We start from the raw sequence: 23,570 nt of genomic DNA, 5'->3' as shown, positions 1-23,570 counted from the left end.
AACAAGTAACATGTTTTTTAATTTGAATTTATTTTTGTAAAGAATTTATAAAAAAGAACAAAAAAGGAATGCTCAGCATTCCTTTTATTTATAGATACGTATCTATAGTGTTGCCCCCCGACAAATATTTTGATGTTTAATGATTTCTTTTTTAAAAAAGAGCTATTCAATGTTTATTAATAAAGAATAGCTCTCAACTAACCAAACTAATTAATCTATTTTATTACTATGAATGAAACAAATACACTACAAATATATTTTAGATTCTATGCTCTTTTACTTTTAATTCGATGAATGGAGTGTTTTTTAGGTTGAAAAGAAGTGTACTACAGGTAAGTTATGTAACGAAAAAAACAAGTAACATATTTTTTAACTTGAATTCGTTTTATAGCTTGTAAGATATATATCGCTTGATAAATATTTTAATGTTTAATGACTCTTTTTGAAGAGTTAAAAATTAGTATGTTGGTAAGCTCCAATATCAGGGGAAGTGCTTCTGTCTACACCTAAAATATCATTAGAAACAGCAGAAGGTTTAGCTTTATTAATAGCATCACTATTTTCACCAATGATAAACTCATTTTTAGTAACATCTTTAAAGTTAGGCTCTCCGTTTAAAATGTTATTTTGATAATGTTCAGTATCATTAAAATTCAATTCAGTATTATCTGTGAATGAATTATTAAGGTCATTAAATTTTATTAAGCAATTTTCAACCGAGTAATTAAAGGTTGTACCATCAATTCTATCAAGAATAAATTCAACGTTGTTGTTTCCTTCAATAATACAGTTTATAAAGTTAGCGATAACCAAATCATTAGTCTCTGTAACTTCTTGGTTATCATTATTAAGATAACTAATGTGGTTGTTGACTAAAACCGAAGGTAATTGACGAATACTATTGTTCCAAAAGTTAGCAAAAGTAGCATGGGTAAAGTTATATTTACCACCAAAAGTACAAGCTAATGCAGATTGTCCTGCGCTACCTATTACTATGTTTTCTCCTTCAATATGTGTGTTTCTACCTAAAACACCATAGTTTGAACTGTTATATATTTCAGTGTTTTTTATTGTTAGCGTGGGAGAGGAGGTATCTTGTCCGTCAACAAGAAGTCCAACAGTTCCATTTTTAATTTGAGTATAATTTAGTTCGTTGTTAAAACTACCTTCACGTATCCAAATAGCCCCCCATTGTCCTGGAATTTCGCTAAACTGATGTTCTAATCGGTCTCCTTCAAAAATTACTTTTTCATCTAAAGTTCCATTCACTTTAAAGTTTGCATCTTTATCAATAATTAAGCCTGAATTATTGTGAAAATGAATTTTAGCTCCGGCTTCAACTGTTAGTGTTTTACTTGATGGTACAGCAGCGTAACCGTAAATGACATAAGGTTTTTCATTAGTAAAGATTAGTTCTTCGTCAGTTAAAAAGCGACCCTGAATTTCGGTTTCTTTACCATTAATAGTTAATGTTTCAATACCCGAACTGTTTTTAGAAGGAAAAATAAAATGAGCGTCTTGTACTAAAGTAACTAAATCTACATCTTGTTGGTTTTCTCCATTATCAAATAATATTTTATCAGTATATAAAGGATCGGTAATGGTGTTAACATTAATAGTGGTTTCTATAAAAATATAAATACTATCATTTGCCAAAATATCAATATTATTGAAACTGTCACCAGCTAATCCATCTACATTCAATCGATAATTTGAAGTATTTCCATTTTCCAATTTGATTTCTGGAATTGTAATAGTTTTACTACTCTTATTGTATACTTTTAAGTTATAAGTAGCAGAACCTATGTTGCTAAAAACAGTGTCTAGAAACACGGTGTCTTTTGAAAACTGTAACTTCCCATAACTAGGTACTGTATTGAAGTCTTTTCTACAAGATATTACAATAATGGATAGAATAAGTGCTAGTATGGGAAGGGTATTTTTCATGGTTTAGGATTATTGTTTGATTAATTCTATTTCAAATAATTTTCCCCAATGTTTTCCTGTAACAAATAAACGATTGTTTTCAGAATCATATGCAATTCCGTTTAGTACATCATCTTGAGTCTCCAAAGTTTGATCTTTAGCAACAATATCTCTCAATCCATTTAAGTTAGCTACACCTTCAACGACACCTGTTTCTGGATTGATAATAACTATTGAGTTTTGTTGCCATTTATTAGCATAAATTTTACCATTTATTAGCTCAATTTCATTTAAATTATCAACGGGATATTTGTTTGTGTATACTTGAACACTTCTTTTTTCTTGCTGATTATTGGCGTCTAAAAACCAAATTTTGTTACTTCCATCCGTTTTAATAAGCTCAGAACCGTTATGTGTTAATCCCCATCCTTGATTACTATTGGTGTAATTAAAGCTGCCAAGTTGTTTAAATGTTTCAAAATCGTATATAAATCCTTTTCGAGCGTGCCATGTTAACCAATAAATTTTATTATTAAAAATGGTCATTCCTTCACCAAAGTATTTTTCATCCAAATCTATCTTTTGTAAAACTTTTCCAGTTTCTAATTCAACTTTTCGTAAAGTAGACTCACCGTTTCGACCCGTACTTTCATATAAATAACCGTTTTTATATTCTAGTCCTTGAGTATAGGCTCCTTTATCATGTGGGTAAATGTTTACAATTTTATAAGAGTATACAGCAGGAGCCTCTTTTGCTAAAATCTCAATAGAGTTGTTTAATTTTTTTGACTTATTAGGATAAAAAGCCAATGCGGTAACAGCATGTTTTCCTACACCAAAATTGGCAGTATTAATAGTAACACTTGTTTCGTTAGTATTTACACGTTTGTTGTTTACATAAAGGTGTACAGAATCTATCTGCTCCCCCTTCAATTGTTCAAACTTAATAGCGGCTTTTTCGCCTAGAGTGGTTTTTTTAGTAGTGTTTAATTTAAATTTGTAATTAGTTTCACTACAAGAAGTTATGAGTAAAGTAGTTAATCCTAATGATAAAAGTTTATAAAAACGCATATATAAAATGTTATTTTCTATAGTTTATAAAGATGTACTACAAATTAAAGCAAATTATTTGTTTGCAAATTAAAAAAAAGGGTTAAATTTGCACCCTCAAATAGCCATTGCAGGTTTTTGATATATGAAAGAACTATAAAGCTTTACCAACTTTATAATTTTTTCAACAAAAATAAAAGATTTTAAATTTACAAGAGATGAAAAAAGGTATACATCCAGAAAATTATAGAATGGTAGCGTTTAAAGACATGTCTAACGGAGATGTTTTTTTAACACGTTCAACTGCTAACACAAAAGAAACTTTAGAAGTAGAAGGAGTTGAGTATCCATTAATTAAATTAGAAATTTCAAGAACTTCACATCCTTTCTACACTGGTAAGTCTAAGTTAGTAGATACTGCAGGGCGTATTGATAAGTTCAAAAATAAGTACGCGAAATTCAAAAAATAATTTCAAGTATTCAAATATACAAGAAAGCTCTGGCTATATGTCAGAGCTTTTTTTATGCTAAAATTGTATTTTTGCAAAAAAATAAAAAAAATGAGAGATACTATCTTATCTGTTGTTATTGTAATAAATATTTTATGTGGTGTGTTAGTTTATTTCATGCCAGATATGGGAAATTACATTTTACTAACAGTAGCTACAGCAGTTACTCTGTTAGCAATATATGATGCTTTTATTCAAAAAAAGCATTCATTAATGAGAGCTTTTCCAGTAATTGCTCGTTTACGTTGGGTATTTGAAGAAGAAAGAGAAAAAATTCAACAGTATTTTATTGAAGACGATTTAAACGGAAAGCCTATTAATCGTGAAAAAAGAAGTATTGTTTACCAGCGTTCAAAAAGAGAAATTGAAACAGTACCTTTTGGTACCCAACATAATGTATATGCAAAGGGGTATGAGTTTGTAAAACATTCACTATTTCCTAAAGACCATCATCATATTAAAGGAGAAAGAGTACTTATTGGTTCAGATAAGTGTACACAAAAATATGACTCTTCTATAATCAATATTTCTGCAATGTCTTTTGGTTCGTTGAGTAAAAATGCAATTATGGCATTAAACCAAGGTGCTAAAATGGGTGGTTTTGCACATAATACAGGTGAAGGAGGAGTTTCTCCTTATCATTTACAAGGAGGAGATTTAATTTTTCAGGTAGGTACAGGGTATTTTGGAGCAGGGAAAAGTGTAAATGGTAAACGTGTTTTTGATGCTGAGGTTTTTAAGAAAAATGCTGTTAGAGAAGAGGTAAAGATGGTTGAAATAAAGCTTTCACAAGGAGCTAAACCAGGTCATGGTGGAATTCTTCCAGCAAAAAAGAACACGAAAGAAATTGCTGAAATTCGTTCTGTAGAGCCTTTTACACGAGTAGATTCACCACCGGCACATGATGCTTTTTCTAATTTTGACGAAATGGTTGCATTTATTCAGCAAGTAAGAGAGTTATCAGGAGGTAAACCAATAGGAATTAAGTTTTGTGTTGGAGACAACGATGAAATCGAAGCGATGATTAAAGCTTTTGCTGATGCTAATAATTACCCTGATTATATAGCTGTTGATGGAGGAGAAGGAGGGACAGGTTCAGCACCTTTAGAGTTTTCAAACTACATTGGTACACCGTTATTAGAAGGACTATCTTTTGTAAATAAGATGTTGAAAAAATACGGACTAAAAGACCAAATAAAAATTATTGCAAGTGGTAAAGCTATTGATGCTTTTGATGTGATTAAATATCTAGCATTAGGAGCCGATGCAATTGGTATGGCTCGTAGCTTTATGTTAAGTTTAGGCTGTATTCAGGCACGTGAATGTAATTTAGATACTTGTCCTGTGGGTGTAGCAACACAAGAGAAGGACTTAGTAAAGGCTTTGGTAGTTAAGTATAAGAATATGCGTGTAAAGAATTACCATAATAAGACAATTAGTGCCATTAAAGAAATGGTTGCAGCTATGGGAAAAGATTCAATTAAAGATGTAGAGGCAAAACACATTTTTAGAAGAAAAAGAACAGGAGAAATAACTTCGTTAGATAAAGTTTACTACACTAAAGAAAAGGTTTTAGTTAGTTAAATAAAGAAAACTAGTTAAAATTGGATACTAGAGTAAAAATACAGTCAAAAACATATCAATTACAGCGTTACCCCAAGACTTCCGACAAAAGTTTACGAGCTTGGAGTAACGCTGAACTCTTAGTGTTAGATTATATAACCGATAAGTATATAGAGGGTTTACACCTTTTTAATGACCGTTTTGGAGTGTGGAATTGCGCTTTACAGCATAAAAAAGTTACGGCTGTTTGGACGTATGCTAGTCAGCAAAAAGCAATTCGTCAAAATTTAAAACTGAATAACATTTCTACGGAAGTCGATTTTAAAACTCCTTTAGACAACTTAGAGAGTGTTGATTTAGCATTGATTAAAATTCCAAAGTCATTAGAGTTGTTTGAGTTGTTTTTACAACAAATACATAAAGCTTCACATGAAAATACTGAAGTAGTTTGTGGGTTTATGACTAAATATTTTTCAGTTTCTTTTATAAAAGTTGCTGAACAATATTTTGAAGGGGTTACTCAATCAAAAGCATGGAAAAAAGCACGTTTGTTGATTTTAAAAGTACCTAAAAAAGAAGTCAAACAGAAGGATCTAATTAATACCATCCAGTGGAAAAGCAAAGTCTTACAGCAATATTACGGTGTGTTTTCTTCTGGAAGCATAGATATAGGAACGCAATTTTTCTTAGAAAATTTAGAAGTTAAAACAGAGGAGTTAAAAGTATTAGATGTAGCTTCTGGAAATGGAATTATAGCTTATGAAGTTACTGAGCAAAACCCACAAGCAGAAGTAACTTTGCTAGATGATTTTAACTTAGCTATAGAATCATCTAAAATTAACTTAGAAGAAAAAAAAGCAGAATTTTTATGTGATGATACTTTAGAGGGGGTAAAACAAAATTCTTTTGATTTAGTAGTATCGAACCCTCCTTTTCATTTTGAATATGAGAATAATATTGAAGTGGCACTAAACCTTTTTAAAGGAGTAGAAAATTGTTTGAAAAATAACGGAAGATTTTTGTTAGTTGCTAATTCACATTTGAATTATAGTACGCACTTAACAAAGCTTTTTACTTCGGTAAGTGTATTACAACAAAATAAAAAGTTTCAAATAATAGAATGTATAAAAAAACGCTAAGAATTTTCTTAGCGTTTCTTGTTTGATTTGTAAACTTTAATACTACCAATAATATGATAAACCGAACATTAAATCAGTTGAGTTTATATTAAAGTTGAAAGAACTCCAAGTTCTTTTTGATGGACTCCCGGACTTTTGTGTAGCATTATTGTATCCTAAAGTTCCTATGTTAGCCTCTAAAGCTAAATTTTTGTTTAAGAAATAAGTTATTCCTGGTCGAACACCAATAAAATACTCGTTTGTATGCCCTCCATTAGAATTTAAAACGTCATTTTTTTCATATTCTGAATAGCTATACCTAAATTCTCCTTGTAACGAAATAGTCAATTTCTTTCCAACAGGAAAATATTTTTTGATGTAAGGGAAAACTCTAAAATGATTAGTTGTGTTTACTTGATTATTTGTTGTGTTTCCTGACTCGCTTTCCGTGTATCCATACCCTAAGCCCAACCCTAGAATTAAGTTGTCGTTGAAAGTATAACCTATCTTAGGGGAGAAGTTAAAATTAAAATACTTAGAAGTATTAGGTGAATCTTCAAATTCGGAATTGGTGTGTCCTAAAGAAACATTCCCGCCAACATACCACGTGCCTTTTTCAATAGTTAATTTTTCATTTTCTTTTTTTCCTTGCCCATAAGCAAATGACAATGCAAATAGCATTGTACTTAATAATAATTTCTTCATAATTAAATTTTCTTTTAAAGCAATCAAAAGTACTTGTCTTAGATTAATAAAAGGTTAGCTTAATGAAAAATCATAGGAAAATTCCTCCTCAATAATTTGTTCTGTACAATTTTTTAAGTCATTTACAAATTCATCAATTTGAGTTTTTGTTACGTTAGGCATACAAATAACATGAGAAATGTTCCCTTCAGTAGCTAACTGCCATTTATCTTTAATACTTTGTGGAGTTTTTGGTAATACAACAGTAATTGCATTTGGGTTTCTCCAAGCATTTACTCCAATTTTTTGTAATTCAGCTTCGCAATATTCAGCTACAGCTAAGCTATGTAGGTAACGTTGTTGTAGACCCTCAACACCTAATTGTTTTAAGGCATACCACAAGAATAAAGGAGAATGTCCGTTACGAGAGCCTGTAATAGTAGTATCAAAAGAACCGATGTAAGAAATTCCTTTAGCAATTCTGTCTCTGTTAGATCGTTTAGCCATTAAGACACCAGTAGGTATTGGTGAACCAATAAATTTATGTCCACTAATAGATATACTGTCAGCACCATCCATAAAATCGAAAGGGAGACGAGGTTGCATGAACGGTCCAAAAGAGCCAGCTAAGGCAGCATCACAATGAATATAATGGTCTTGGATAGCAAGGTTGCTTAAAATTCCTTTAATTCTACCTATATCGTCTTTTGCTTCTTTCATCGTTGTACCAAAAGTTGCCAATACAATTACTGGTTTGTGACGGTTCATACGAACAGTGTTTTCAAAATCTTCATAATCCATCTCGCCATTTTCTTGCGATTTAATTACAATACTTGGGATATTTAATAAATGGATATTCTTACGTACACTATAATGAGTAGATTCAGAATAGTATACCATAGCTTTAGGAAATAATTCACGAGCAATGTATAAACCATACAGGTTACTCTCTGAACCACCGTTGGTAACATATCCCCAAAAGTCTTTCGGATTTGCTCTAAATAGTTTTGCGAAAAATGCAATAACCTCACGTTCCATTTCATGGGTTCGCACACGATAAGTGCCTTGTTCGAAAGGATCACCAAGGTTGTTAATTGGATATTGAAAAAATTTATTTAATTCTGAATAATCGAAATCTTTTGATACAGGATATCCTAAAAAAGTATCGCGAGCAGAAGCTAATTCTTCTTGTAATTTATCTAGTTTTTGTTGATTTTCTAATGATAATTTCCCTTCGTTAACCATAGTATTAAAATTTAAGCGGGCAAATGTAAACTAAGGAATGTTATTTATCAGGTATTAGTTTGATATTTAGATTATTTTTCTAATTTATTTTTTTTAGTAGATAAATAATCTGGTTAGGGTTCTTTTTTAAGTTTAAAAAGAGATATATTTTAAGAGTAATATTAAAGAAAATAAAAAAGCCCATCTAATTTAGATGAGCTTTTAAACTTTATAATTTAAATTTGATTAGACCTTATTCTGCGGCTTTATCAACCACAACACGATTCTCACGATTCGCAACTTCCCAAGCTGTATGGAAAACCAAACGAGTTCTGTTCTCTAACATTTCATAATTGATTTTGTCAGGAGTGTCAGTTGGTCTGTGATAGTCGGCATGTGTTCCATTAAAATAAAAAATAATAGGAATGTTGTGCTTAGCAAAATTATAGTGGTCAGAACGATAATAAAAACGATTAGGGTCGTTATCATCGTTATATTTATAATCTAAATCGATGTTAGTATATTTTTTATTCATCGCTTCAGAAATGTTATGTAATTCAGTACTTAACTTATCAGAACCGATTAAGTATACATAATTTGGATTTCCTTTATGGCGGTCATCAACTCTACCAATCATATCAATGTTCAAGTTGGTAACAGTATTAGCCAATGGGAAAATTGGATTTTCAGTATAATATTTAGATCCTAATAAACCTTTTTCTTCACCTGTAACGTGTAAAAATAAAATAGAACGTTTAGGGCCTTTACCAGCATCGGCAGCTTGTTTAAAAGCTTCAGCAATTTCTAAAATAGCTACAGTTCCTGATCCATCATCATCGGCACCATTGTATATTTCTCCATTTTTAACTCCCTCGTGATCTAAGTGAGCTGAAATAACTACTATTTCATCTGGTTTTTCCGTTCCTTTGATAAAAGCAACAACATTTTCAGAATCTTTTAAAGTCATTCCTCTACGGTTGTTACTTAAGTATTCAGAAGGTACTTCTTGAAAGTGATCATCACCACTTAAAGGAGAAGCTATTCCTTGACTAACATAGAAATCTTTTAAATACTTTACCGCTTTTTTTTGTCCAGGCTCCCCCGTGTTTCTTCCTTCAAATTCATCTGAAGCATAGATAAATAGATGTTTTCCTAAATCTTTTGCAGTAATAGTTTTGGCATATTTAGCTGCAAAATCAGTAGTATCATTATCAGTACTAGCTGTTTCTTTGCTAGAACCACATGCTACCAATGCAATTGCACTAGCCATAAAAAGTAATTTTTTCATCAATAGTTAAGGTTTGTTTAGTTCGATTAGTTTCAAAAGTAAGAAAATGTTACAATTGCTCAAATTTAATTTTTCTTGATAACGAATTGTTCTAATGTTTTGTTAAAACTTATTAATTCTTTTGGAAAAAGTTTTTCAAAAGCATTTTTACTAATTAAGTCTTGTGAAGTACCTGTATATAGTTGTTTTTCAGAAAGAAGTATGAATTCATCTGCAAGTTGAATGGCTAAATTCACTTCGTGGGTAGATATAATGATAGTTTTTCTTGTATTCTTTACGAGTTTTTTTAATAAAGAAAACACTTTGAATGTATGATGTATATCTAAATGAGCAGTAGGTTCATCTAAAATAATGATTTCAGTATCTTGAGCCAAAGCTCTAGCAATAAGTACTCGTTGTAGCTGACCATCGCTCAATTCATAAAATCGTTTATCTTTTAAATGGGAGATTTCTGTCTGTTCAATTGCCCAGAGAATTTTTTTTAGATGTTCTTGAGTTAGTTTGTCAATCCAGTTGGTGTAAGGTTGACGTCCTAGAGCAACGAGTTCAAAAACAGTTAGCTGGCTTAGGGGTAAACGTTCGGTTAATACTAAGCTTAGGGTAGTAGATAATTCTTGACTGGTGTAGGTTGAAAGTTCTTTTTGATTGATTTTTATAATTCCGTTCAAAGGTTTTTGAACCTTAGAAATGGTACGGAGTAAGGTTGATTTTCCAATTCCATTTTTACCTAACAAAGCAACAAATTTTCCTTTTTCGATAGCTAAATCAATAGCTGAAGCAATAACTGTTTCTTGCCTTTTTGATTTGTATCCTATTGAAAGATTTTCTGTTTGTAAGACGATATGTTTTTGTTGTTGATTGATGTTTGCTTGTTTAACTGTTTATAATCTTAGTTTTACACATATATTTTCTTCTTCCTAATTAATAGCCATATAACTACAGGTGCTCCAAATAATGATGTTATTGCGTTAATAGGTAAAGTGAATTCGCTTGTGGGTAACTGCGCTATACTGTCACAAATTAAAAGAATAATAGCTCCAATTAAGGCAACAGCGGGTAATAAAATTTTATGATTTGATGTAGAGAAAATCATTTTAGCTATATGAGGAACAGCTAGTCCAACAAAAGCAATAGGACCTGAAAACGCTGTAATTACTCCTGTAAGAATACTTGTGATTAGTAAAATGATATTTCTACTTTTTTTAATATTAATTCCTAAGCTTTTTGCATAGTTTTCGCCTAGTAAAAAGCTGTTTAGAGGTTTTATGACAGAGAATGTTCCAAGAATTCCTACGAGATAAATAATTCCAAAAACAGAAAGTTCAGTCCAAGTTAGATTACCCAAACTTCCAAAGCTCCAAAATAAATATTGTTGTATTTGTTCAGCTTCACTAAAAAAAGCTAATACGCTAATAACTGCTGATGTTAATGAGCCAAACATTAATCCAATAATTAAAATAGACATCGTATTACGAACTCTATTTGCAGCGATAATAACCGCTGATAATACTAAGAAAGATCCTGCACTAGCAGCAATGGCTAATGCCCAGTTGGAGTAGATTGCTACTAAAAAAAATCCTCCAAAAACACTAGAGCCTAAAATGAGTAATGCTACACCAAGGCTTGCGCCAGAAGATATTCCTAATACGAAAGGACCAGCAAGTGGATTTCTGAATAATGTTTGCATTAACAAACCACTTATGGCTAATCCAGATCCTACCAGTATTGCAGTAATTGCTTTAGGTAAGCGGTAGTTGATAATAATGGTTTCCCAACTATCTTTTGCTACTGGATTACCAAATAAGGAATTGAAAATTTCTTTTAAAGGTATTGATACGGAACCTAAGCTAATGTTTAATAATAAAAAAAAGATCAGTAAAACCGATAAAAGTAAAAAATGAAAGGTGTATGTTTTTGATAAATTCAATTAGTTAATTGATTTTAAAAATGCTACTAATTGTTGAATTGCTAATCCTCTATGGCTTATTTTGTTCTTTTCTTCTGAAGTCATTTCTGCAAATGATTTATTGTATCCTTCAGGTTGAAAAATAGGATCATATCCAAAACCTTTTTCACCTTGTTTAGATGTTAAAATAGTTCCTTTACAAACTCCATCAAATAAAAACTGTTTTTTGTCTAAATTTAAACAAATAGAAGTCCTAAACTGAGCATTTCTATCAGTTTTATTATCCAACGCTGTTAATAGTTTTTGCATGTTGTTTTCAGCATTAGCAGGTTCACCTGCGTAGCGAGCAGAATATACTCCTGGTTCTCCATTTAAAGCTTCTACCTCTAAACCTGTATCGTCGGCAAAACAATTATATCCAAATTTTTCGGTAATGTAATTTGCTTTAATCTTAGCATTACCTTCTAAAGTAGTTGCAGTTTCTTCAATATCATCAAAGCAATCGATATCTTTCAAAGAAAGTAACTCAATAGAGCTAGGGAGCATTTTTTGTACTTCAGCAAGTTTGTTTAGATTATTAGTAGCAAAAACTAGTTTCATGTGTTGAAAATTAACAAAAGCAAATGTATTCAATTTTTATCATCTTTGCTGGTGTTTTTATTTTTTATAAAAAAGATATTCGTCTTGAAAGTCTTGTAAATAAAGAGGTATTGTGAGAAGGTAGGGTTAAAAATTATTAAGTACCCTAAAAGGTTTATCGTAAAATTTTTTCCATTTTACGACCTTTAGCTAATTCATCTACAAGCTTGTCTAAATAGCGAACTTGCTTCGTTAACGGAGTTTCGATTTCTTCTATTCGATAACCACAAATAACACCTGTAATTAAATGGGCATTTGGATTTAAGTTGGCTTCTTTGAAGAAGGTTTCAAAAGTTACTTTTTGATCAATTAAGTTGTTTAACATCTGGTTATCAAAACCAGTTAACCATTCAATTATTTGATGTAACTCCTCTTTAGTTCTACCTTTTTTCTCAACTTTCGTAACATAGTGTGGATAAACAGAAGCAAAAGTTATGTTTGCAATTCTTTCGTCGTGTTTTGGTGTTGTTTTCATGTTTTATAGTTAGTGAGAAACTACTTTTAGTCCTACAATTGAAATAATTAAGGTAGTGATAAAAAAGAGTCGCCAAAATGTAGCAGGTTCTTTAAAAATCAGAATCCCAATTAATACTGTTCCTACAGCTCCTATACCTGTCCAAACTGCATAAGCAGTTCCAATAGGTAGCTCTTGTGTTACTTTTATAAGAAGTAACATACTGATAGATAAACAAACTAAAAAGCCTATATACCAGTAAGAAGCTTCAATTCCCGTGGCTTCTTTAGCCTTGCCAAGACAAGCAGCAAAAGCGACTTCAAAAAGCCCAGCTGTAATTAATAAAGTCCAATTCATTTATTAAATTTTACTGTTAACTGATTATTTTATATAACAGATTCTCGTTGAGATGTTAATTTATGAAAATTTTTATTAGTAAGTAATTCTGCTACTTTATTTCTTCCCTCAGCTCCATTTTCTAATATATAAGCTAATTCTTTTGGAGTTAAATGTGTTATGTTAACCAATGCTATTTCTTCAATACTTAATTTTAAAGAGTCACTAATACTGTTATTTTTTAAACCTAACAATATACCAACCTCTTCATCTTCATTTACAAAATATTCAGGTAATTCACTACTATCAATAGTAGTTGAAATGTAGGTGTAATCATTTATAGTATATGAAATATTAGGGTTTGCAGCAGCAATATTACTTGCTCTTCGTATAACTTTAAATTCCCAAGAATCAATAACCTGTTGAATGTCTTCATATTTATTACCGCTAATTGCATAGAGCTCTAAACCAATACCGTTATAGGTTTGGTTTTCTGAGTTTGTATCGTAGTCGTCATATGGATCACTTAATCCGTCTGTAGCTATAATAGTTTCATTATCAGTATTGATTCCTATATGTGCTTGTCGCAAAGAAGGCCATTTTGGCCCTCCTAAAAAGGTAGGGTTAATCATACTTCCTATAACATCAGAAAAAGGAGTTCCTGTTTGTTGCCAGTATTCATTTCTAATCTCAGATGAGCGTTGAAAATGTTGTTCGTAATTCATAATGTTGTGTATTGTTTATAGTTTTTACAGTGTAAAAAAAATGATTTAAACATCTTCTTTATTAACTATACCTCCCCATTCGTCGGAGTAAACATATTTGCCATTTTCAAGATTGTTACAATAGTTTTCAAAGAAAATTTTAAAAGAAGGAGCAATAAATTCTCTTATACTATCGTCATGCCACATCCTTATTATTTGCCCTTTGGTTCCATTTTCAGTAGGGTCCATATCTATACAAAGATGATTTCCTGATCCGTCATAGGTAATTGGTATCCATTTAGGGTTCCACCAAAAATTTTTAATTTCTTCGTCAGGCTCAGCTTCACAATCATCAAAGTCTCCACTGTGATATAAATCATACCAAATTTTCCATTCGTCCATTATTCGGTCAGAAGAAAGTAACTCTTCAGCATCTATAAAACCATCAGCATTGCTATTTTGACCATTGTGTATACTTAAAAAGGCTATAAAGTCTTCAGGTAATTCTGTTTGTATAGTTTGTTGTAATTGTTTTATTTCTTCTGGTTGAACTGCAGGCTGAAGGTCTTTTGATAAATGAGGAGCATTTGAAGTAATCCAATTTTTAAATCGACTCCATAAGTTTTCAATTTCAATTTGTTGATTTTTCATTTTAATTATTTTTTGTAGTATAATATTGGTGCTTATTAAACTCTCTTACAAAAAATGGATAGAGTTTTCCATAGTACTTTTAAATTCTTGAGCTAAAGTACTATGTATGTAAAATGAGTAAGGAAGTTTTTTCGCTAATTTTTCGTTAAAAAGAGTAAAGGAGACTAAAACTGCATTCCTAATTTGAAGTTTAGCACTCTTCCCGTCATATAGTTAGGTATGCCGTATTGATTTTTACTGTAAGCATCACGTACCCATGTGTTGGTATTGGAGTTACGAATATCAAAAATGTTAAAAAGTTCTAAACCAGCAGTAAGCTCTTTAAAACTTTTTAAAAAACCTGTTGTATGTTGTTTGTTTGCATCTGCAAAAACATAAGAAATTCCCACATCGGCACGTTTATAATCATTTAAACGGTTTTGAAATTGATATACATCTGAATATGCAGGAGCTCCACCTGGTAAACCTGTATTGTAAACTAAGTTTAAGTAGGCTTTCAAATCAGGTAAGTTAGGTACATAATCTTGAAATAGTACACCAAACTTTAAACGTTGATCGGTTGGCCTAGCAATGTAACCTCTATTGTTACTATTTTCTTCGGTTTTTAAATATCCAAAGCTTACCCAACTATCGTTACCCGGAACAAACTCACCATTTAAGCGAACGTCTAAACCATAAGCATAGGCATCAGTAACGTTGTCTGCGCGATAACGAATACGGACATTATCTACAGAGTAAGCATTTACATCAGATAAGTCTTTATAGTAAAGTTCAGTAACTAATTTAAAAGGACGCTCCCATACGTTAAAACTATATTCATTCCCAGCAACTAAGTGAATTGACTTTTGTGCTTTTACTTCGGGATGTACTTGTCCGTCATAATCACGTAATTCTTTATAAAAAGGAGGTTGTGAATACCATCCGCCAGATATTCTAAATAGCATATCGCTCTCCCAATTAGGTTTTATAGCAAATTGTGCTCTAGGACTAAAGATTGTTTGAGAATAACTATTAGTAGAAGCTGTTTTTATAGACCAATAATGAGCACGAACGCCAATATTCATCCAAACTTGGTGGTCGTTCCACATTGTTTTTCTACTAAATTGTAAAAAACTAGTAATACGGTTAATGTCTGTTTCATTTTCTGCTCTCACATTTCTGTAAGGCTCAATAGGACCTGTAAAAGGTTCGTATGGTTGATTATTAGGAATATGGTGTGGTGGACGAACAGAAAAACCTAAAGAATCTATCACTTCCCATTCACGAATGCGGTCTTTACTATTTTCTTTCTGGTATTTGATACCAGCTTTCCATTCATTGTTACCGTCTTTTAAAGTAGCTTTTAGTTGAATATTGCTGATTAAAGCATCCAAGTCGTTGCGTGCATGATTAATTTGCGAACCTATTCCTTGAGAAAATTCAACTTCACCAAAATTTTCAGCACCAATATTGCTATTTACTTCGCCTATGGCGTAAGCGGCAGCAATATCAAAATATTCTTCTTCTTGTGTATTAAAAGAAGAAATTGTACCTGTAAGTTTTAGGTTGTCGTTAATTTGATAATCAGCAGAAAGTGCTCCAAATAAGGTTTGAAAACGATCTTTTTCTTGCCCTTGATAAAAAACGATCAATTCTAGCGGATTCGTTAAAGTTCCAAATCGGGTTTTGCGAGTTAATGGTTGGTAATTATAGTTGTTAAGAGAGAAGTTCCCTAAGAGGTTTAATGTAAGTTTGCTAGTTGCTTGGTAGCTTAAAAATGATTGAACATCTGTAAATTGGGGTCTAAAGTTAACTTCAGTCTGCTTATTATTTACAAATAAGCTATTATCACGATAACGAACACCAACAATTGCACTTAGTTTATTATTGGCAAAAGTATCTTCAATGGTAAAACTACCTCCTAACAAACTTAAATCTAGCTGAATGCCAAAGTTGGTTGGCTTTCGATAGGTGATATCTAGTACAGAAGATAATTTATCTCCATATTTTGCTTGAAATCCACCTGCAGAAAAATTGATATTCTGAATCATATGCGGATTGGTAAAACTTAGTCCTTCTTGTTGGCCGGAACGGATTAAAAAAGGGCGGTAGACTTCAATTCCATTTACATATACTAGGTTCTCATCAAAATTACCTCCACGAACATTGTATTGAGTGCTTAATTCATTGTTGTTACTAACTCCAGGGAGTGTCATCAATATATTTTCAACACCGGCATTGGCACCAAGTATGTTTTTTACTTTTTTAGTTTTTATTTTGGTAATACCCTGTGCTTCTTTTTGTTGGTTTTTAACAATAACTTCTTCTAATTCTTCACTCTTAATTTGTAAAGTAGGAGAGAAGTTAAAGCTTCTTTTTCCTCTAGAAGTGAATTTTTTTACCAAAGTTTTATAGGAAACATGAGTAAATGTAACAGTAACAGTTTTGCGAATAGGAATGGTAAATTGATACATTCCGTTGGCATCGGTAGTAGTTCCTTTTGATAAATAAGAAATCGCAACTCCTTCAATTGGTGTATTGAATTTATTGGTAATGATTCCTTTTACTGTAGCTGTTTTTTGTGCAAAAACGAGTGAAGGGAACAGTAATAAAAGAATAAATTTTTTCAAGCTTGTTTAGTTTACTTTCTGAAAAATGTTGCTGAAACTGTTTCAGTATTACCCACATTATCAGAGACTACAAGTTTAAAAATATGTTTGCTACCAACCAACTTTTTATCATTAAAATCGTATGTAAGTATTCTTTTTTTATGGTTATACTCCATTAAAATCCATTCACCATCAATAGTAGCGCGGTAATTTTTTATTCCCGTTTCTTTATCCCCAATTTTAACTTTCAGTGTTTTATTTTTAGAAATCCACTGATTGTTACTAAAATTGTATAGCTGAATAGTTGGTTTTCCTGTGTCAAAACGTAAAGCATAACTACCTAAGAGTTTAGTGGTAGTATATACTTTGTCAATTTTTTTTCTTGTAGATGTGTATCTTGGATATTTAGGATTTGTAACATTAGCGATATATACATGTTGTTTTTGATCTTCTGTTAAAAAAGAAGTCTCAAAAGTTAGTGTATAACGTTTGTCTAAAGGAATTGTAGGGTTGTGAATTTTTGCAGTACCATTTTCAACTTTAAAATCAATGAAACAATCTTTATAAAAAGTGTTTTTAGGAAAAGCAACTGTTACATTTTTTTGATGAAATTTATTAAAGTTAGTTGCTATAATTTTATAGTTAGTAGTATCTTTTTCCTTAAATACCAAATTGCTTGCAGTTCCTCTAACTGGTATCCTTACTTTAGAAGTGTTATGTTTGAAGTCTTTGGCTATAATCTCAATATTGTAATTAGCTCCGTTTTCAATATATATTTTTCCGTTGTTTATTAAATCTTCATATAAGCTAAGTCTATTTGCGTCTACCTTGTGTGTTCTTTGTACTCTATCTCTATATTTTTTATAATGCTTATAGTCAATTAATAAGTTAATATATTTACTCTCTGCGAAAGAAAAGGTTTCAACATCATGATAATACACACGTTTACCATTTACTTTCATTTCTAAACTATAAATTCCATTTTTATTTAAAGCACCATTTAATCGGTCAAACACGCTAATACCAAAACCAATAGTGCCACTGGCAGTAATTTTTTCGGCAATATAATTACCTTCACCATTATTTTTAAATGAAATAACAGATTTTAATGCCGAATTATTAATTCTAGCATCATCACTTAATGGATAGGCTACTAATTTTTGAACAGTAGGAGTTTTATCGTCTTCAGCTGTTAAACCAAAATGCATTGGGTTAATAATATGTTCTGTTTTAGTATCTCGAATTTCATAATGTAAGTGCGGACCTCCAGAACTACCAGTATCACCAGTATAACCAATAAGTTGCCCTTTTTTTACAGGGAATTTATCTGATTTAAGAAAAAGGTTTCCTGTACTATATTTTTCTTTTTTGTACTGAATACTTTTTACATACTGTTGAATGCTTGGTTCAAAACGTTTTAAATGTGCATATACAGTTGTATAACCGTTAGGGTGCGTTATATATAAAGCCTTTCCAAAACCATATTGCTGCACTTTTATACGAGAAACATATCCATTAGCAGGAGCGTAAATAGGAATACCTTCTTTACCTTGAGTTTTAATATCTATTCCAGAATGAAAGTGGTTACTTCGTAATTCTCCAAAAGTACCAGACAATACAATAGGAATTTTTAAAGGGTTTGAAAAATAGTTTCGCGGATACTTATTTTGAGCTTGTCCGCTAATAAAAAAGATAAATAGAATAAGAGAAAAATAAAATTTCAAAATGCAACAGTTTTAAAGCAAAACTAATAAAATTCTATTAAAGCTGTTAAAGATTTAAAATCAATAATTTAGTAAAAAACACTAAAAGAGTTGCTAATTATAAGTTATATTAATAACTTTGTAAATATAGTTTTATTCTCTAAAATAAATGAGTAACCCTTTAAAAGCAGTTCATTTACTGGAAGATAGATTGAAGGACTTACTTTCGAACTACGAGTTTTTGAAAGAAGAAAATAGAGTTTTACTTCAAAATAACGGAGAGTTACAAGTTTTATTACAGGAAAAAGAGAGGCAATTAGAAGAACAGCAAAAACAATTTAATTTGCTGAAAGTTGCAAAAACTATTGAGGGCAGTAACGAAAGTACAAGAGAAACAAAACTCAAAATAAATACTTTAATTCGAGAGATTGATAAGTGCATCACCCTTTTGAATACATAATATAAGTTTTTTTGCATGGCAAAAATAAAAGTTAATGTGGTAATTGCTGGGAGAACATATCCATTAAGTGTAAATAGTACAGATGAAGAAGAAGGATTACGAAAAGCAGCAAAAAGTATTAACGAATTAATAGCCAAGTTTGAACAAAATTATGCGGTAGCAGATAAGCAAGATGTTTTAGCAATGAGTGCTTTACAGTTTGCATCAAAAGCAGAAATAGTATCGTTAAAAAATACTAAAGAAAAAGCCGAAGTATTGCAAAAGATAAATGAATTGACTAACTTGCTAGAAGATCATTTATTATAACGTTCTTTAAAATATATTATTTAATATACTGCCTACATTAGTACATTGTTTGTTAAACTCAACGTTATTCAATTATAAAGGATGAGTCGTGATTAGTAAAGCAAGCCGATTTTACCTCGGATCCTTGATCAATCAGTTAATCCTAAACTTGTTATTTTGGAGTTTTTAAAACCCTATTAATGTGGGCTTTTTTTATACAATCAAATCAAAATTATGGAGGGAATATTATTTCCTGTTTTAGCAGGAATTATAGGTGTAGCAGTAGGTTTTTTTATTGCTAAAATGTTAGAAAAATCTAATGCAAATAAATTAATACAAGAAACAAAAAAAGAGGCTAATAGCATTCTTAAAGAAGCTAAAGTAGAGGCTGAAGCAATAAAAAAAGATAAAATATTACAAGCCAAAGAGAAGTTTATAGAATTAAAATCAGAGCATGAAAAAGTAATTTTATCTAGAGAGAAGAAAGTTTCTGATGTAGAAAAAAGAATTAGAGATAAAGAGAGTCAAGTATCATCAGAACTAGATAAAAACAGAAAACTTAATAAACAATTAGAAAAAAAAGAAGCTGATTTTGATTATAAATTAGAGTTCTTAGAAAAAAAAGAATCTGAGCTAGAAAAAATGCACAAGCGTCATGTAGACATGCTTGAGCAAATTTCAGGTTTATCTGCAGATGAAGCTAAGACAGAATTAGTTGCATCATTAAAAGATGAGGCAAAATCTGATGCAATGTCTTTCATACAAGATACCATTGAAGAAGCTAAAATGACAGCGCAACAAGAAGCTCGTAAGGTGGTTTTAAACACTATACAAAGAGTAGGAGTAGAGCAAGCTGTAGAAAATTGTGTGTCGGTATTTAATTTAGAATCAGATGACGTTAAAGGTAGAATTATTGGTAGAGAAGGACGTAATATTCGAGCTTTAGAATCTGCAACTGGAGTTGAGATTATTGTAGATGATACGCCAGAGGCAATTATTTTATCGTGTTTCGATCCTGTTCGTCGTGAAATTGCTCGTTTATCAATGCATAAATTAGTTACAGACGGAAGAATTCACCCAGCAAGAATTGAAGAGATCGTAAAGAAAACCGAAAAACAAATCACTCAGGAGATTATTGAAGTTGGTAAACGTACTGTTATTGATTTAGGAATTCATGGTTTACACCCCGAATTGATTAAAACTGTAGGACGTATGAAGTATCGTTCTTCTTATGGTCAAAATTTATTACAACACTCACGTGAAGTAGCAAATCTTTGTGGTATTATGGCAGCTGAAATGGGATTAAATGCTAAAGCAGCTAAACGTGCAGGTTTATTACACGATATAGGTAAAGTACCTGAAACAGAAAGCGAATTACCACACGCATTATTAGGGATGCAATGGGCTGAAAAGTACGGAGAGAAGCCAGATGTATGTAATGCAATTGGAGCTCACCACGATGAAATTGAGATGAAGAGTTTAATAGCTCCTATTGTTCAAGTTTGTGATGCAATTTCAGGAGCAAGACCTGGTGCACGTCGTCAAGTATTAGATTCTTATATTCAACGTTTAAAAGATTTAGAAGATATTGCTTTTGGATTTAACGGAGTTCAAAAAGCTTATGCAATTCAAGCGGGGCGTGAATTAAGAGTTATGGTAGAAAGTGCTAAAGTTAACGATACTAAAGCTGCTGAATTATCATTTAATATTTCTCAAAAAATTCAGAATGATATGACGTATCCAGGACAGGTTAAAGTTACTGTAATTAGAGAAACAAGAGCAGTAAATGTAGCGAAGTAATTATTAAATTATAAAATATAAAAATCCCTCATCAATTTTGATGAGGGATTTTTGTTTAATCATGGTTTCTTCTTGATTTACCTCTTTGTTCAGGCTTTCCTTTTCTATATTTATTGTTGTCGTTTTTGTAAATTTTATGTTTACGTCTTTTTATAACTTTACTACGCTTGCCAATTTTTGCATTAGGTAATGCTCTGTAGTAATAAAAGTTTTTATCTTCTCTAAACTGACGATAGTTTCTTCTAAAGTCTTTTCTGTAAAAATATACATCGTCATAATCAAAAATATCTCCTATGTTTATGTCGATATTTACATCAACTCCATCATCGTAATAATAATGATCATTTCCATAATAGTGATGTCCTCCTGATTTTACATGTCCTCTAAACCTTGGGTTTCCCCATCTATCATATTGAATATGTAGATTTCCAACCTTAAATAAGTTTCCGAATTTGTATCTCATAAATACACTACCAATTCTTTTTACATTTCCCCTGGCATCGTAATTTATATATACGTTTCCAACACTTCTAACACGTCCTCTTCTATCTCGTTTTATACGTACACCATAGTCAGAATATCTATCGTAGTGAGTGTTAAAATCGAAATCTCCATTTAAAAACACATGAAATTGGATTCCTCTTTCTACAAAGGTAACCGCTTCATTATAACGGTATGTAACCCCAATTTTGCTAGTTGATTTTTCAATGTTGTCGGCATTTACAGTTGTTAATGACATCATTGCTAATAATAAAAGTATCCCTGTTCTCATAATTGCTAATTTTAGGGTTATGCTTACTCTATATGCTTTTCGGCTTCCGCAGTTGTTATGTAATTTTCCAAAGAACGTGCCAAAAAATATTTTAAAGCTTTTTAAAAGTAATAATATAAAGTGATTTTTTACTTTAAGCTACTGATATTTAGTGTCTTTTTTAGGATTTAAAAAATAATTTATTTCTCCCCGTAAAAAGTTCTATATTTATACGACTTACTTGAAAACTTATACTTACGAATGATAGCAGCTATTGATAAAAATTTACAAAGAGGGATTAAATTATTAGAAGCAATTAGTGATGAACAATACAGTGATACATCTATTCCGCCTTATTATTCGAGCATAGGGGCCAATATGAGACATATTTTAGACGTTTTTACCTGCATTTTTAATGGGTTAAATAAAAACTGTGTTGATTTTTCTGATAGAGAACGTAATCATTTAGCAGAGCAAAAAACAGCTTCAGGAATAGCATATTTTAATGAAGTTATAGAGCAATTATATTGTTTGAAGACAGAAGATTTTGATAAAATTATTTCTGTTACTGACGATTTAGGAACAGGGAAAGTAACAGCAAATTATACTTTAAGCAGTGCTTTAATCCAGGCACATAGTCATGCAATACATCACTTTGCTAGTATAGGTTTTATTATAAATCAATTAGGAATAGAGTTACCTGATGCAGATTTTGGGTATAATCCTACAACACCTAAGAAAATATTAATAAAGTAGTAATTAATAATTTATCGGTTAATATACACCCAACCTTTTTTCATAACGTTTAACTTATTGGGTGAGTTACCTAGCTCTAAATAATAAAAATACGTAGCAGTAGGAAGTTTGCTTTCTTTGTTTAGTGTAGCTCTACCGTTAGAGGTTCCATCCCAATTATTCTTGTAATTTAAAGTTTCATAAACTAGGTTTCCCCAACGATTATAAATTGTTAATTTATTATGTGTATAGTTATTAACTTCATCAAAGACCAAGAAGTCATTAAGACTATCTCCATTTGGAGATATTAGAATGTTATTGTTATTACTTATTTCATTATTTAACAAAGAACCAATAGTTATTACTTCGTAATTATTAGGTGTAAATGCCGCCGATGTAATTGTTCCTTCAGACAAGTCTCCGGTAACTTGCATTACATTTAAGTTTACCCATTGATTTTCTGCTTTGCTCCAGCCAACAACTATTAATTGAGAAATTTGATTAGCTATTGATGTAATATCACTACGGTTATTCCATGTTAATGTAATTTGAGTTTCATTATTTCCATCTAAATCCCAAAACTCAATATTACTTACGTTTTCGATAATAGCTTGTTTTTGATCTGTTAAAAAAACTGAAGTAAATGTTGAAGGAAAATTTGGGTTTTCGTAAAAATAAGCTCCTTTGAACACATAATATTTATCATGGTTTGGCAAACTCATAGGACGCAACATACTTCCATCTCCAATTGGGAATGTAAAATTTGTAGTATTTTTATTTCCTTGTTCTACTAAGGCATAACCATTAATATGTCTAGAGTTATCTTCCCCGGCATAAAAATCATAGTCTAAAAATTGAAGAGAAATAGAGTTGTCGAGTCTAGGTGTGACAATTTGCCCGTTTATAAAGTCTAATTGATTACGAATTTTTAAAGAGTTGTAAAGTTCTATATTTTGTAAAGCATCAACTTCTACATTAAAAAAACTAACACTATTAGTACCGGAAATCGTTCTTACTTCATTATCAGAATAGAAACCAGCAAAACCTGTGTAATTATCTAATGTACCATTATTTACTACATTAGTATGAAAACCTATTTTGGCGTCGTTATGTAATTGCACATTTCCAACATTGTAAAATGCATTTTGAGCAAGTAATGAACTAGAAAATAATATGAAAAATAGATTTTTCATTTA

The 23,570-nt window shown here is 31.1% G+C and carries 23 protein-coding genes and 1 other RNA gene; 8 read left to right on the top strand and 16 right to left on the bottom strand.

The genetic code is table 11. The features are described from left to right. Positions 1–450: 450 nt before the first annotated feature. Entirely contained in the window at positions 451–1,947 is a 1,497-nt protein-coding gene (locus tag D6200_RS05700; RefSeq protein ID WP_073183294.1) for a hypothetical protein, read from the bottom strand. Positions 1,948–1,956: 9 nt separating this feature from the next. Beyond that, positions 1,957–2,997 carry a glutaminyl-peptide cyclotransferase gene (locus D6200_RS05695; RefSeq protein ID WP_047789606.1) on the bottom strand — a complete coding sequence of 347 codons (1,041 nt, stop codon included), beginning with the start codon at positions 2,995–2,997 and terminating at the stop codon, positions 1,957–1,959. A 197-nt stretch (positions 2,998–3,194) separates the two neighbouring features. On the opposite strand from D6200_RS05695, the gene D6200_RS05690 reads away from it, so the two are divergent. From D6200_RS05690 to D6200_RS05680, 3 genes are all read left to right on the top strand, one after another. Next, positions 3,195–3,446: a type B 50S ribosomal protein L31 gene (locus D6200_RS05690; protein ID WP_047789607.1), complete on the top strand. Its 252-nt coding sequence runs from the start codon at positions 3,195–3,197 to the stop codon at positions 3,444–3,446. Positions 3,447–3,536: 90 nt separating this feature from the next. Further along, positions 3,537–5,069 (top strand): FMN-binding glutamate synthase family protein, encoded by a 1,533-nt coding sequence (locus tag D6200_RS05685; protein WP_073183291.1) that lies wholly within the window; start codon positions 3,537–3,539, stop codon positions 5,067–5,069. Between the two features lie 20 nt (positions 5,070–5,089). After that, the gene (locus D6200_RS05680) at positions 5,090–6,187 is read left to right on the top strand and encodes a methyltransferase (RefSeq protein WP_073183289.1); all 1,098 of its coding nucleotides are present in this window, start codon (positions 5,090–5,092) and stop codon (positions 6,185–6,187) included. 42 nt (positions 6,188–6,229) lie between these two features. Here D6200_RS05680 and D6200_RS05675 read toward each other — a convergent pair whose 3' ends face one another. The 12 genes from D6200_RS05675 to D6200_RS05620 form a co-directional block, all read right to left on the bottom strand. Beyond that, positions 6,230–6,871 carry an outer membrane beta-barrel protein gene (locus tag D6200_RS05675; RefSeq protein WP_073183457.1) on the bottom strand — a complete coding sequence of 214 codons (642 nt, stop codon included), beginning with the start codon at positions 6,869–6,871 and terminating at the stop codon, positions 6,230–6,232. 54 nt (positions 6,872–6,925) lie between these two features. Continuing rightward, positions 6,926–8,095 (bottom strand): histidine decarboxylase, encoded by a 1,170-nt coding sequence (locus D6200_RS05670; RefSeq protein ID WP_073183286.1) that lies wholly within the window; start codon positions 8,093–8,095, stop codon positions 6,926–6,928. A gap of 232 nt (positions 8,096–8,327) precedes the next feature. Beyond that, positions 8,328–9,362 (bottom strand): M28 family metallopeptidase, encoded by a 1,035-nt coding sequence (locus tag D6200_RS05665; protein ID WP_206337274.1) that lies wholly within the window; start codon positions 9,360–9,362, stop codon positions 8,328–8,330. Between the two features lie 65 nt (positions 9,363–9,427). Further along, on the bottom strand, positions 9,428–10,132 hold the full coding sequence (locus D6200_RS05660; RefSeq protein WP_317039781.1) for an ABC transporter ATP-binding protein: 705 nt from the start codon (positions 10,130–10,132) through the stop codon (positions 9,428–9,430). A 125-nt stretch (positions 10,133–10,257) separates the two neighbouring features. Continuing rightward, positions 10,258–11,289, bottom strand: a complete 1,032-nt coding sequence (locus tag D6200_RS05655) for a FecCD family ABC transporter permease (RefSeq protein ID WP_073183279.1) — start codon at positions 11,287–11,289, stop codon at positions 10,258–10,260. Continuing rightward, entirely contained in the window at positions 11,290–11,868 is a 579-nt protein-coding gene (locus D6200_RS05650) for a non-canonical purine NTP diphosphatase (RefSeq protein WP_073183277.1), read from the bottom strand. 154 nt (positions 11,869–12,022) lie between these two features. Then, entirely contained in the window at positions 12,023–12,382 is a 360-nt protein-coding gene (locus D6200_RS05645; protein ID WP_073183274.1) for a DUF2200 domain-containing protein, read from the bottom strand. Positions 12,383–12,391: 9 nt separating this feature from the next. Continuing rightward, entirely contained in the window at positions 12,392–12,718 is a 327-nt protein-coding gene (locus D6200_RS05640) for a DMT family transporter (RefSeq protein WP_073183272.1), read from the bottom strand. A gap of 29 nt (positions 12,719–12,747) precedes the next feature. Then, positions 12,748–13,422: a hypothetical protein gene (locus D6200_RS05635; protein WP_073183270.1), complete on the bottom strand. Its 675-nt coding sequence runs from the start codon at positions 13,420–13,422 to the stop codon at positions 12,748–12,750. Positions 13,423–13,467: 45 nt separating this feature from the next. Continuing rightward, positions 13,468–14,052 (bottom strand): SMI1/KNR4 family protein, encoded by a 585-nt coding sequence (locus tag D6200_RS05630; protein WP_073183268.1) that lies wholly within the window; start codon positions 14,050–14,052, stop codon positions 13,468–13,470. A 164-nt stretch (positions 14,053–14,216) separates the two neighbouring features. Continuing rightward, entirely contained in the window at positions 14,217–16,661 is a 2,445-nt protein-coding gene (locus tag D6200_RS05625) for a carboxypeptidase-like regulatory domain-containing protein (RefSeq protein ID WP_073183266.1), read from the bottom strand. 11 nt (positions 16,662–16,672) lie between these two features. Beyond that, a complete protein-coding gene (locus D6200_RS05620) occupies positions 16,673–18,364 on the bottom strand; it encodes a M23 family metallopeptidase (RefSeq protein WP_240627202.1) in 1,692 nt (563 codons plus the stop codon). 148 nt (positions 18,365–18,512) lie between these two features. Between D6200_RS05620 and D6200_RS05615 the strand changes: the two genes are divergently transcribed. The 4 genes from D6200_RS05615 (at position 18,513) to rny (ending at position 20,888) form a co-directional block, all read left to right on the top strand. Beyond that, positions 18,513–18,803: a hypothetical protein gene (locus D6200_RS05615; RefSeq protein WP_047789618.1), complete on the top strand. Its 291-nt coding sequence runs from the start codon at positions 18,513–18,515 to the stop codon at positions 18,801–18,803. 15 nt (positions 18,804–18,818) lie between these two features. Beyond that, on the top strand, positions 18,819–19,109 hold the full coding sequence (locus D6200_RS05610) for a cell division protein ZapA (protein ID WP_047789619.1): 291 nt from the start codon (positions 18,819–18,821) through the stop codon (positions 19,107–19,109). Positions 19,110–19,165: 56 nt separating this feature from the next. After that, positions 19,166–19,274: non-coding RNA, 6S RNA (gene ssrS, locus D6200_RS05605), on the top strand. 48 nt (positions 19,275–19,322) lie between these two features. Continuing rightward, the gene (gene rny, locus D6200_RS05600) at positions 19,323–20,888 is read left to right on the top strand and encodes a ribonuclease Y (RefSeq protein WP_047789620.1); all 1,566 of its coding nucleotides are present in this window, start codon (positions 19,323–19,325) and stop codon (positions 20,886–20,888) included. Positions 20,889–20,943: 55 nt separating this feature from the next. Here rny and D6200_RS05595 read toward each other — a convergent pair whose 3' ends face one another. Then, positions 20,944–21,660 (bottom strand): hypothetical protein, encoded by a 717-nt coding sequence (locus D6200_RS05595; RefSeq protein ID WP_073183261.1) that lies wholly within the window; start codon positions 21,658–21,660, stop codon positions 20,944–20,946. A 240-nt stretch (positions 21,661–21,900) separates the two neighbouring features. On the opposite strand from D6200_RS05595, the gene D6200_RS05590 reads away from it, so the two are divergent. Next, entirely contained in the window at positions 21,901–22,395 is a 495-nt protein-coding gene (locus tag D6200_RS05590) for a DinB family protein (protein ID WP_047789621.1), read from the top strand. Between the two features lie 11 nt (positions 22,396–22,406). On the opposite strand, the gene D6200_RS05585 is transcribed toward D6200_RS05590, so the two are convergent. Next, positions 22,407–23,567: a gliding motility-associated C-terminal domain-containing protein gene (locus D6200_RS05585; protein WP_073183259.1), complete on the bottom strand. Its 1,161-nt coding sequence runs from the start codon at positions 23,565–23,567 to the stop codon at positions 22,407–22,409. Positions 23,568–23,570: the final 3 nt, after the last annotated feature.

The sequence above is a fragment of the Tenacibaculum mesophilum genome (assembly GCF_003867075.1).
GTDB classification, from domain to species: domain Bacteria; phylum Bacteroidota; class Bacteroidia; order Flavobacteriales; family Flavobacteriaceae; genus Polaribacter; species Polaribacter mesophilus.
Note: the sequence above shows the minus strand (reverse complement) of the source record. Positions and strands in the feature narration are given on the sequence as shown.